Source organism: Mucilaginibacter sp. SG538B (genome assembly GCF_013376065.1).
GTDB classification, from domain to species: Bacteria; Bacteroidota; Bacteroidia; order Sphingobacteriales; family Sphingobacteriaceae; genus Mucilaginibacter; species Mucilaginibacter rubeus.
The window spans coordinates 34,472-46,660 of record NZ_JABMJI010000002.1; the positions used below are offsets into that span (position 1 = coordinate 34,472).

Consider the following 12,189-nt stretch of genomic DNA (forward strand, 5'->3'; position numbering starts at 1 on the left):
AGATTACAGGTGCTATTTAACGAAAATACGCCCTTCTGCAATATATCGGCTAAAAATAAAATATTTACCTGCCAAATCTGTAAGCAAATCTGATAGCTGTTTGCTGCAAGGTATGGGCCGACCAGCTTTCATACCTCAAGCCCAATTCAAAATTGCGGCTATCGGTACCGGTAGGGATCATGATTGCCGGGCCAATGGAAAAGGCGAACAATTTACGCTCGTCATAATTAAGTTCGATGGCGCTACCTGCTTCGGCCTCAAAAAACACGCCCGAACCTACATTATACCGTACACCTGCTTTTATCGGTACAAAGACATCACCGCCCGAATGGCCGTAGTTAAAAGGCGAATCTTTGCGAAAGAAACTGCTGAACCCCGCTGTGAGCGTTAGGCTTACCGGGCTTACAACAGGCTGCTCTAACTTTAGCGATGCACCAACACCTACATTGTACAAACTGCGCGATGGAATACCAAATTCAACCCCGGCACTAAAAGCGGTAGAAGGTTTCGGTACATCCTGGGCATAGGTTTTAAAAGCAGGGAGGATAAGGAACAGCAATAACAGTTTTTTCATATCGGGCCGAAAATACAATATTGCCCGGCTAATAATTATGAAGAAAAACAATAAGCCCGGAAAACATTTCCCGGGCTTATTCTAAAAGTTGACAGTAGTTTAATTAAAACCTAAAAGCTACGCGCAATGCAACCTGGCTTGTAGTGCCGTTTTTTGACCAGGCTTCGTAACGTACACCAGCTTCCAGTCCACCTGCAAAGCTATAGCCCACACCAGGTGAGTAAGCAAACGCGGTGCCGGCACCACTTTCAGTACCGAACACTGCACCCAACTGACCTTCGGCAAAAAAGGCATCGTCAAAGTAATATTTAACACCTGCTTTAACCGGGATAAAACCCGCTCCCGATTTACCAAAAAAATCTTTGATCTCTTTTTTATACAGGAAACGTGTATAACCTGCCGAACCTGTTAAAAATAACTGATCGGCGATTGGATGATCATACTTCAATGAACCGCCGATAGCGAAGTTTGAAACTTTGTGGGCGTCACCAACCGGCAAGCCAGCTTCAACACCAATACTGAATTTTCCGCCGTCTGAATTTGCTGATTGAGCGTGGGCCGCGATAGCGGTAAAGCCTAAAAAGGCTAATGATAATAATAGTTTTTTCATATAACAATAATGTAATAAAGTTTGGCATGGCGGGGTACCTCCGCCTTGCCGGTTCGCCTATATAGATGTTACAAACCAGCAATTCGTTACAAAAAATGTTAAAAAAAATATTAAATGGGTAATAGTTATAGATAATAATTACTCCACTACGTCCTTTCGGATACGGAGCGATGATTTGTTTTTTAATTATTGGTAAGGCTGATAAACACCTCCTCCAACGATTTGCCGCCGTTATTTTTCCGGAGTTGCTGTAGCGAATCATTAGCTACAATGGTGCCTTTATTAATAATGATAACCTGGCTGCAAACTGCTTCAACCTCCTGCATAATATGGGTTGACAGTACAATGGTTTTTGTTTTGCCAAGGTCGAGGATCAACTGGCGGATACCTATTAACTGGTTTGGGTCGAGGCCGGAAGTTGGCTCATCCAGTATCAGTACTTCCGGGTCATGCAGCATGGCCTGTGCCAGCCCTACCCTTTGACGATAGCCTTTGGATAGCTGCCCTATCTTTTTATGCTGCTCGGGGCCGAGGCCTGTTTGTTCAATAATATCGGCCATACGTTTGGCAGGTTCATGAATTTTATGGATGCCCGCAACAAAGCCCAGCGATTCTTTAACATACATATCCGTATACAGCGGGTTACTTTCAGGCAGGTAACCGATACGGCGTTTAACCTCAAGTGGCTGCTTAGCCACATCAAACCCACACACAGATGCCATACCCGATGTTTGCGGGATAAAGCCGGTAAGGATTTTCATGGTGGTTGATTTACCTGCACCATTAGGCCCTAAAAAACCTAATACACCCGGCTGGGCAGTAAAACTGATGCCATCAACAGCCTTTTGTACACCATAAACCTTGGTTAATGCCTCAACACTGATACTCATGGCTGTAAAAATATGCTTTAGATATGAGATTTGAGACGGGAGATTTGAGATTCATGCAAAGCGGAGAGTTCTTTTGTGGTGTCCGTCCGTCTGGAGGAGCCGGTTCGCTGCAAACCATTCCGGATGGTAGTTTACAGCCTAAAAATCAGAAGATTGTTATGTACCTCAAAGGTTAAAAAGTTCATGTGAATGTCATTCTGAAAACCTTTTGAGGCGATAAGGCAACATATGCTTTGTAAAAAACGTATTACAATTCAATAGTTTATAAAGCTTGTCTGCTTTTGTCCTTCGGAGTATGATCCCCGGGGCGGACGGACAACAGTACAGCTTTATAAATGCCAACCAATAACAAAGGTGTTTTGCAGAGGCGCACCACATGTGTCTGTAATATGCAGGGATAACATGCAAGACAAAGCATAGAAGACCTCACGTGATGCGTCTCCGCATAAACTACCTTTCAAATACCACGGAGTCACTATCAGCTCCGAGTTGCCCTAATATGTCACTGAGCTCAGTAACCATCGCGTCAGGGCCGCATATATAAAAATGCTTTGAGAAATCTTTTATTTCAGCTTTCAGAAATTTGGCATCTATGCGCCGTTGATCATACATACTGTCCTTTTGGCCGGTAATAGTAAAATGCGCGTTTGCACCAAGGATGCTTTTCAGTTCATCCCTCAAAATGATATCCTTATCAGTTTTATTGGAAAAGAAAAGCTTGTTATCGGCAATTGAACCATCTCTATTTAATTGCCTTAGTATAGCCAAAAAAGGGGTAATACCTGCACCACCTGCAATAAAGTAACCGGGTCCTTTATATTCAATAGCCCCCCAAACGTCGCGAATAATAAGCTCATCACCTTCATTAACCTTGCTTAGCCTATTGGTAACACCATCATGGTCGGTATAAGTTTTTATGGTAAACTCAAGATAATTATCATTGTTAAGGCAAGTAAAAGTAAAGGGACGTGTTTCATTACGCCAGCCCTCCATATTGATTGATAATTCAGTAGCCTGACCCGGAATAAAGCTGTAACCGGCAGGTTTTTCAAGCCTGAATTGCCTCACATTGTGGGTAACATATTTTGCGGAAAGTATTTTTACGATTTGTTCCATTTGTGATCGGTATCGCAGGTTTAATACAATAATAATGCAAAACAGCCAATAGTTTATAACTATTGACAATAATTGTAGATGGTTTACAAATTATGAGAAATGGCTGACCGAATATGCGGAATATATGAAGGTAAGGTTTCTCAAAAGTTAACACCCCTTAAAGCATCGTTTGATAACAAACAATGAATGCAATCCTGTTTACCGGACTGGTTTGTATAGTTATGAATGCTCTCTCCATACGCGTTCAGAAAAGAAGGTACCGGGAAATAAGGTTTTATTAGAAGCAGCTTTTAAGAAAACGATATTTTTAGGTAACACTTATCTCAAAGTAAATCCGAAATCGAAATTCCCAAATCCGAAATCAAAAATTATCTTTGCAGCTATTATGAGCAAATCAACCGACGAACTTTTTAAAAATGTTATATCGCACGCCAAGGAATATGGCTTTGTTTTCCCTTCCAGCGAGATTTATGATGGCTTAAGCGCAGTTTATGATTATGGCCAAAATGGCGCCGAACTCAAAAACAACATCAAAACCTACTGGTGGAAAGCCATGGTGCAAATGAATGATAACATTGTAGGCATTGATTCGGCCATATTTATGCACCCTAAGATCTGGAAAGCAAGCGGTCACGTTGATGGCTTCAGCGACCCGATGATCGACAACAAAGACTCCAAAAAACGCTACCGCGCCGACCAATTGCTGGAAGACAAGATAGCTAAATACGACAGCGAAGGCAAAACCGATAAAGCTGAACAACTGCAGCATGACATGGATGAGGCCCTGAAAGCCGAAGACCTGACCCGCCTGCGCGATCTGATCATTGAGCATGAAATTGCCTGCCCGGTAAGCGGCACCCGCAACTGGACAGAAGTGCGCCAGTTTAACCTGATGTTCAGCACCCAGATGGGCGCTGTGGCTGATGATGCCGATACCATTTACCTTCGTCCTGAAACCGCGCAGGGGATCTTTGTAAACTACCTTAACGTGCAAAAATCGGGCAGGATGAAAATCCCTTTCGGTATTGCGCAAATAGGTAAAGCTTTCCGTAACGAGGTTATTGCCCGCCAGTTCATTATCCGCATGCGCGAGTTTGAACAAATGGAGATGCAGTTCTTTGTTCGCCCCGGCACACAAAAAGAGTGGTTTGACCAGTGGAAAGAAGCCCGCTTAAAATGGCACCTTGCACTGGGTACCGATGCTGCCAAATACCGTTACCATGAGCACACCAAACTGGCCCACTACGCTGATGCCGCTTATGATATTGAGTTTGAGTTTCCGTTTGGTTTTAAAGAGGTTGAAGGGATCCACAGTCGTACCAATTTCGATTTAAGCCAGCACGAAAAATTTTCGGGCAAAAAACTTCAATACTTTGACCCCGAGGTTGATCCTGAAACAGGTAAGCCTTTTGGCAACTATGTACCTTACGTAATTGAAACATCGATAGGTTTAGACAGGATGTTCCTGCTTACCATGATCAACGCTTACGAAGAGGAAGACCTAAGCACCGAAGATAAACAGGACAGCCGCACGGTGTTACGCCTGCACCCTTGCCTGGCACCGGTTAAAGCCGCTATTTTCCCGCTTACCAAAAAGGATGGCCTGCCCGAAAAAGCACGCGAGATCATGGATAAACTAAAACTCGACTTCAATATCCAGTACGAAGAAAAAGACGCTATCGGTAAACGCTATCGCAGGCAGGATGCTATCGGCACGCCTTTCTGCATCACGGTAGATCATCAAACCTTAGAAGATAACACCGTAACTATCCGCCACCGCGACAGCATGGCCCAGGAACGCGTTCCTGCCGATCAGTTGGACAAGATCATTGGCGATTTGGTTAGCTGGCGGAATGTGTTGAGTTAGTAGAGTTAATAGATTAACAAGTAATTATAATATGCCCAAAGCCTGCATTAACCGTGCAGGCTTTTTTGCAATTCCCGACAAGCTATTTCGTTCACAAAACGGACGGACACTATACCAACCCGATCTGCATCCCTCCGGGCTAATTATCGACGAAGCAAACAATTGTTTGTCTTGTTCCTTTCAGTGTAAAATCCTGCGTCTATGCCTGCTGTTAAAGAATACCCCTTTTACCTTAAAAGTACTGTTATACTTTTTGGATTGATATTATTGGTTTACGTGTTTGCCCAACTGGCAGATGTGATGATCCCGCTTGCCTTTTCGGCTTTTATTGCTATTTTGCTTAACCCTGTTAGCAACTGGCTGCAGGAACATAAAGTGCCCAAAATTTTGTCTATATGCCTGGCTATGCTGCTTGGTGCTATTTTACTGACAGGCTTGTTCTATTTTCTTTCTACCCAGATCATCCAGTTTGGAGATTCGCTGCCCACGCTTAAAAAGAAGTTTGGTGAAATGTTCATCACCTTTAAAGACTGGGTAGCTACCACTTTTAACTACTCAGTTCAAAAGCAGGATAAGCTTATCAAAGACGCTATGGATAACAGCCAGGCGCTGGTAGGCCGCACACTCGGCAATGTTTTAAGCACGTTTGGGTTGATATTTGTGGTACCCGTATATGTTTTCCTGGTATTGTTTTACAAAACCCTGCTCCTGAATTTTATTTACGAAGTATTTTCTGAAGAAAACTCCAAACAGGTTGCCGATGTTTTGAAAGAAACCAAATCGGCCATCCAAAGCTATATCCAGGGTTTATTGATTGAGATGGTGATAGTTGCTGCCATGAATTCGCTGGCCCTGATATTACTGGGTGTTAAGTATGGCATCCTGATAGGGGTAATAGGCGCTATCCTTAACCTGCTGCCTTACCTGGGTGGTATTATAGCCATTTCCCTTCCCGTGCTGATGGCAACGGTTACCAAAGATGGTTACACAACGCAGTTAGGAGTGATCATAGCTTATCTTGTTATCCAGTTTATTGATAATAATATCCTGGTACCGCGCATTGTGTCATCAAAAGTGCAGATCAACGCGCTTATCTCTATTGTGGTTGTGTTGTTAGGCAATTTACTTTGGGGCTTATCGGGCATGTTCCTTTCCATTCCATTTGTAGCAGTCCTCAAAATCATCTTCGACAGGATTGACACCCTCAAACCCTGGGGCAAACTCCTCGGCGATACTGTACCCACCAGACCTAAAGGGGCCGGCTGGACTAAAACCAGGAAAAAAGCGGTACTGCCGGAGGATGAGGCGAAAGGTTAAAGATGAAAGGCGAAAGGCCAAAAACAAAAGGCGAAAGGTTAAAGATGAGCACAGATACAGCTACCTTTAACCTTTCGCCTTTAACCTTTTACCTAAATTAGTGCATCACCGGATTATCTCCATTATGCAGTGTACCGTTAATATACAGCAATTGATTTACCTTTTTAGGATCGCCCTGGTATACCCATACAATATTGTTGATATACTTACGGAATGCATTGCTCACATCATCGGGAGTGAGTTTCTTTACATCATCAACCAGGGTTAATGAACGTTTCCAGTTATCATGCAATACTTCATTTGCTGCTATTGATGATGCCTGGGCGCTGTTGGTTTCGTTTTTATAGTAAAAACCGGTAAGGTAAGTAACCTTCATATCGGCTACATCTTCCGGTTTAAAACCTTCGCGTTTAATTTTATCAACCAGCTTATCAAACACAGCTATGTATTTATCAGGCTCGGTTGTTGAAACAGAGAACTTGGCAGTTGAGGTTTGACCCGCGCTAAACCATGCCTGTGGGGCATATGACAAACCGTTATTAGTACGTACCTCTAAAAAGTGCATGTTCGAGAAGATGCGCATGGCTACATTAAAAGCGTTAAAATCGGGCGTACCGGCGGCAGGACCACTGGCGATACCTTCTACATAATTGGTAGCCAAATCACGTTTTTCAACATTGATGCTGTTTTTGTCGGCCCTGAAAGTCGATTTTTTAAACGCGAAAGCCGGGCCTTGTTTAATACCGCTCAGCATACCCTTTACTTTAGCTTCAATAGCAGCCTGGTCAAGATCGGCAACCACAACAATTACCATGCGAGATTTGGTCAGTATCGACTGATAATAAGCCTTTGTTTCGGCAGGGGTTAAGGCTGTAACAATAGCTACGGTTCCGCTTGGGTCTTTAGCGTAGTTGGTGCCAGCAAAGGCTACCTTATCGGCATACTTATCAATGGCATTATCGGGCTGTGAATCTTCTTGCTTAATGTTATTGATGGCATCCTGCTTAATGCGCGCAAACTCCTTTTCGTCAAACTTAGGCTGGGTTATAGCCTCCACATATAAAGGCCAAACCACGTCAAAGTCGCCTTTAATACAGTTCATGCGCACTACCGAATAGTTTTTGTTGCTGCTGCCGTAAACGGTGGCGCTTACTTTATCCAGCTCATCTTTAAAGCTGTTTTTATCGTGCTTCAAAGTACCGCACTCAGTAAGGGCGCTCATCGCCAGCGATTCGATACCTGCCTTTGTAGCCGGGTAGTTTTGCACACCGCCTTTTATAATGGTTTGTACTTCAACAATATCGTTGCCGCTTGGCTGTACAATAACCTTTACGCCATCTACCGTGGTTTCATAGGCCTGTTTTTGCGCCTTGGCTGCATTCCCTATAGCCGCTGCTACCAGCAGGGCAATTATATATTTTTTCATCATGATGAGGTAGTTTTAAATTACTTGGCTGCAAAAAATGAAGCCGCGTTTACTGTTTTATTTAACTCGGGCGCTATGATCATACCGGCAGCATATGGCTTGCCAATTACGTAAGTCTCCAGGTACTTTTTAATATCGGCACGGGTAACTTTCTGATAGTTGGCATCAAGGTCGGTATAAAAATTAAACGAGGTGCTGCACCACTGGTAGCTGATCTGGCTTGGTAACGATGATGGTTTTTCTTTAGCTTTAATATCATTACGGTGCAGGATAGCTTTAGCGGTAGCCATTTGCTCGTCGGTAAAATAGTCGTCCTTATTCCACATGCTTACCTGGTTCATTAACTCGGTATAGCATTCTTTAAGCTTGTTAGGGTTAGGCACTACGAAAATATCAATAGGGCCCACATAACGGCTGGTAGTATAGTTTACATAAACACCGCTGGCCAAACCTTTGTCAACCAATGCCTGCTGCAATTTTGACGAGTTTAAGCCTACAATAGTCGAAAACACATCGGCAGCAACAGTTGAAGCTGAATCCGTTGGATATGAAGGTCCCTGCCAGGTAAACTCCATATAAGGGGTTTGGGCAATGGTTGCTTCCTTAACAAAATACTCAGGTTTGGTTAAAGACTTAAATGCTGGAATAGGGAATTTGGTTTGAGGATCGAAACCACTGTTGGCCCAGTCGCCAAAAATGCTTTCGGCAAGGGCAAAAGCATTATCATGCTTAACATCGCCGCAAATAGTCAGCAAGCTGTTGTTAGGGAAATAATATTTATCCTTAATGATCATCATTTTTTCGGGCGTAGCCGTGTTGATCACTTCGTGGACACCAATAGGGTTTTTGCGGGTGATGAGATCGCCCCAAAGCTTTTGCTGCATACCATACCAAAGCTGGAAACCAGGATCGCTTTCGGCTCGCTGAAATTCACCGTCAACCACCGGGCGTTCCTTTTTCATATCCTCCTCACGATAAATTGGGAAACGGATAGCCGCGTTCATGAATTTTAAGCCCGCTTTAAGGCTATCCCTGTCAAAAGTGAAATAGTAATTTACGCGCTCGGTATTGGTAGTACCATTCCAGATGGCGCCAAGCTCCTGGGTACGTTTTAAAAACTTCTCCTGGGTTGGATAATCTTTATTGGCTTTAAAAAACATGTGCTCAAAAAGGTGCGACAGACCGCTAAACTCCGGCCCTTCGGTATAGGCACCGTTTTTTACAGCTATTTCAATGGTAGTTAAAGGCACTTTGCTGTTTTCAATCACCAGCACATCCAGACCGTTTGGCAAGGTTTTAAGGAAGTAGCCTTCCGGCAACCTCACCTGGGCATTAGCAATGCCGGCACTAAAAACCGCGGCCACGCCTAATGCAAAAATTTTGATAAAATTTCGGTTCATATATTTACAATATTTTTAACACTATAAATATATCGGTATAATCTTAAACAAGTGAATGATTTAACCGCTTATCCCTGATTTTTCAAGACGAAATTAAGCCTGTGGTGATTTTGGCATATTTACAAACAGCAGTTAAATACCGGCTTTAATACTATTATAAGGCAAACCCATGTCATGAGCGGCGTATTGGGTAAGCACGCTGTCTTTTATGGTAATATAATCGCCTGCCTGGCTTACATGCAGCTTTTCAATGCCATCGCGGTTGTCCATGAGGGGAATGGTACGGGATACTACTGTGCCGGTGGTATCAAGCTCAATAATATAAGTTTCTTTTTTTTCGCCTGCCATATCAGTAAACGGAACAATAACAGTATGGTTATTATCGTCAATAAACCTGCCTATGATATTTTTCCCGTTGAGGTCGGCAGGGTTTAAACCAAGCAGGTATTTTGCTTTTTCGGGCGACAGGCCAAGTATGTTTAGCCTAACGATATTGCCATCAGCATCTTTAGTGGTATCCTGCATGGTAACTTTATCTCCTTGCGGATAGCGGGCTACGGCGTAAAAGGTATTAGCACCGGTACTTTTATCATTATGACCAGGAAGCAAAAAGTTAAGCTGCAGGTTGCTCAGCTTAGCGCTGTCGGCTTTAATTTGCGAGGTAATGCTCAGCAGCTCGGCCCATTTAAGCCTTCCGTCTATTTTAACAGTAAGGCTGGTAGCGGTATCTGATTTGGTAACCCTTGATATGGTGTAATGCGGCACATTTTTTTTAGTGCAGCCAAAAGCTACAAGCATGATTATTAAGCAAGCGAAGATATTCTTGATCATGTGGCAAAGTTAAACCGTTGGTTTGAATTTGATGACGCTGATTTCGCTGATTTTTTTGCCCGGTTATAATATCCATTTACTGCAACACTGCTCATGGAAAAACAGGCTAAGCCGGTCATTTAGCTCGCCTTTTGTAAACCAACACTTTAAGCTACCTCAGCAAGGTTACATGCCCCTTTTGAACCTCAACCTGTCCATCGCCCATGGTATAGTTGCACATCCAGTAGTAAACACCTGTAGGCACAGGTTTCCCGTTATAATTGCCATTCCAGCCATCATATATACTTTCCGATTCAAATAGCCGCTGGCCCAGGCGGTTAAAAACCGTGAGTTTATACGCTATGGGATTACTGCTTTGATTGGGCCTGAATAAGTCGTTTACACCATCGCCGTTGGGCGTAAAAGTATTAAAAAACGTAACCGGCTCACATGAATCCTGCGTTATCGTTATATCCAATTCGGTAACGATACAACCTTGCTTATCCAGCAGGACAAAGTGGTTGGTGCCGGCGCTGAGGCCCCTTATTGTTTCATCGGGTGTATAATTTTGGTCGCCATGCTTAATAGTGCCGATAGCTACCCCTTCTACATAGGTGTTAAACTTTACCTGCCCCGCTAATGTACAAATCGCGTTTTTAGCGGTATATGATACATAGGGTTTGGTCAAAGTAAAATCGGGTACGATAACTTGTTTTTTAGCCTGGGATCCGCCAGATGAAGTGATTACTAATTGATAGTTACCCGGTAGCACCCTGTTAAAAACTCCGGTAGTGTTGCTTATACCGTTTAAGCTATATGTATAATTATCCGGATGAACTGCTGTGAGCACGGTAACACTTGCTTCGCCGTAAAAGTCGCATTCGGGCTTGATGACAATATCATTTACAACAATTGGCGGGCATACTTCCTGTACGAGGGTGCAATCTTTTTCGTACAGCAAACAGCCATTTGGTGTTATAATTGAAAAGTGATAACTACCCGGGATTAAATTTGCAAAAACATGGTCAATGGGGTAAACCGTGTTGTTATATTGTACCCGGTATAAGGCTTTATCGGCATTTGTTTCCAATTTAATTGAACCCGCGATATCACAAACCGGATCCGTTTTATTAAAAGTAACAACAGGGTCTTGTAGTGAAAAATCAGGAGCAGTGAATGGATATGTTTTAGGCTCTTCACCACCAAATGAGGTAATAGTAACCCGGTAATTACCAGGAGGCAGGTTATCAAAAATACCCGTTGTGTTACTTTCTCCGGTATTAAGTTTGTAAGTGTATTGATTTCCGTGTGGGGCGCAAATAATTTCGGCCCGCCCTTTATTCACCACATTGCACTCTCGGGTCACATTAATGCTTTGAAGCTTAATTACCGGTATTTCACCTGTTTCAACAGTACTGCCGGCATCATAAACTATATAGGGCAGTGAACCGGCAATACCTTTTATAAACATATTTTTCAGGTCGAGTTCTACAAGTTCCGACCTGTTATTGTTTACACCAATAGCATATACCTTTACAGCCCCCCTGGAAGCTACCGATGTTAAACCATATACAGTCCGGTCTGTAATAGGTATAACTAATTTACTTTGAGAGAGATCATCGAGGGAAACTTCGACAATGCCATTATAACTTGCCATATATAGCTTATCGTTATAAAACACAAGGTCGCCCGAAGCCCCGTACGGCATAATTCCCAGGTTAACAAGCACGGGATTTTTAGGATCAAGTTTGTACAGCGAGTTCGAGCTGGCCATGTACAGGATCCCGTTTTTATCAACCGTCATTGAACTTACGGGGGGCACCGACGCCAAATACTGGCAATTAGTTACCTGGGGGGTATTACCTCCGGTTATATCAGCTACACTCAATCCACCGAAAGCCAGGGTATAATAGATCTTATTACCCCAAAGCGCAATCGAAAAATAACCCGACCCACAACCGTTAACATTTTTTGAAACAGCGCCGTTAGGCGTAATGGTTACTTGCTGTAAAATTCCCTGGTCGGTAGCGGCATAAAATTGCTGTCCATACACTTTAACAAAAGTTAAAAGTATAACACCAAACAGCAATGCAGCTCTTTTTAGTAAAAGGTTCAAGTTGATGATATGTTCAGGCACAATAGTTTAAACCAAATATACAGTATTACTAATACCTACACC

11 protein-coding genes are annotated in these 12,189 nt (G+C 43.1%); 3 read left to right on the top strand and 8 right to left on the bottom strand.

Annotation, left to right across the window (positions count from 1 at the left end):
* Positions 1-64 precede the first annotated feature (64 nt).
* From FHW88_RS09450 to FHW88_RS09460, 3 genes are all read right to left on the bottom strand, one after another.
* Positions 65-574 (bottom strand): hypothetical protein, encoded by a 510-nt coding sequence (locus FHW88_RS09450; protein WP_176625038.1) that lies wholly within the window; start codon positions 572-574, stop codon positions 65-67.
* Between the two features lie 103 nt (positions 575-677).
* On the bottom strand, positions 678-1,184 hold the full coding sequence (locus FHW88_RS09455; RefSeq protein ID WP_176625040.1) for an outer membrane beta-barrel protein: 507 nt from the start codon (positions 1,182-1,184) through the stop codon (positions 678-680).
* A 182-nt stretch (positions 1,185-1,366) separates the two neighbouring features.
* Entirely contained in the window at positions 1,367-2,074 is a 708-nt protein-coding gene (locus tag FHW88_RS09460) for an ATP-binding cassette domain-containing protein (protein WP_176625042.1), read from the bottom strand.
* Positions 2,075-2,127: 53 nt separating this feature from the next.
* Here FHW88_RS09460 and FHW88_RS30160 point away from each other — a divergent pair, with 53 nt between their 5' ends.
* Positions 2,128-2,250 carry a hypothetical protein gene (locus FHW88_RS30160; RefSeq protein WP_255485281.1) on the top strand — a complete coding sequence of 41 codons (123 nt, stop codon included), beginning with the start codon at positions 2,128-2,130 and terminating at the stop codon, positions 2,248-2,250.
* A 274-nt stretch (positions 2,251-2,524) separates the two neighbouring features.
* On the opposite strand, the gene FHW88_RS09465 is transcribed toward FHW88_RS30160, so the two are convergent.
* Entirely contained in the window at positions 2,525-3,190 is a 666-nt protein-coding gene (locus tag FHW88_RS09465) for an FAD-binding oxidoreductase (protein ID WP_176625044.1), read from the bottom strand.
* 385 nt (positions 3,191-3,575) lie between these two features.
* Here FHW88_RS09465 and FHW88_RS09470 point away from each other — a divergent pair, with 385 nt between their 5' ends.
* Positions 3,576-5,057 (top strand): glycine--tRNA ligase, encoded by a 1,482-nt coding sequence (locus FHW88_RS09470; RefSeq protein ID WP_176625046.1) that lies wholly within the window; start codon positions 3,576-3,578, stop codon positions 5,055-5,057.
* Between the two features lie 201 nt (positions 5,058-5,258).
* Positions 5,259-6,374, top strand: a complete 1,116-nt coding sequence (locus FHW88_RS09475; RefSeq protein WP_176625048.1) for an AI-2E family transporter — start codon at positions 5,259-5,261, stop codon at positions 6,372-6,374.
* 97 nt (positions 6,375-6,471) lie between these two features.
* Here the strand turns inward: FHW88_RS09475 and FHW88_RS09480 are convergent, their stop codons facing one another.
* From FHW88_RS09480 to FHW88_RS09495, 4 genes are all read right to left on the bottom strand, one after another.
* Positions 6,472-7,803, bottom strand: coding sequence for a M16 family metallopeptidase (locus FHW88_RS09480; protein WP_176625051.1), 1,332 nt, complete (start codon positions 7,801-7,803; stop codon positions 6,472-6,474).
* 17 nt (positions 7,804-7,820) lie between these two features.
* Positions 7,821-9,200, bottom strand: coding sequence for a M16 family metallopeptidase (locus tag FHW88_RS09485; RefSeq protein ID WP_176625053.1), 1,380 nt, complete (start codon positions 9,198-9,200; stop codon positions 7,821-7,823).
* 132 nt (positions 9,201-9,332) lie between these two features.
* A complete protein-coding gene (locus FHW88_RS09490; protein WP_176625055.1) occupies positions 9,333-10,031 on the bottom strand; it encodes a hypothetical protein in 699 nt (232 codons plus the stop codon).
* A gap of 151 nt (positions 10,032-10,182) precedes the next feature.
* Positions 10,183-12,126: a gliding motility-associated C-terminal domain-containing protein gene (locus FHW88_RS09495; RefSeq protein ID WP_176625057.1), complete on the bottom strand. Its 1,944-nt coding sequence runs from the start codon at positions 12,124-12,126 to the stop codon at positions 10,183-10,185.
* Between the last annotated feature and the right edge of the window lie 63 nt (positions 12,127-12,189).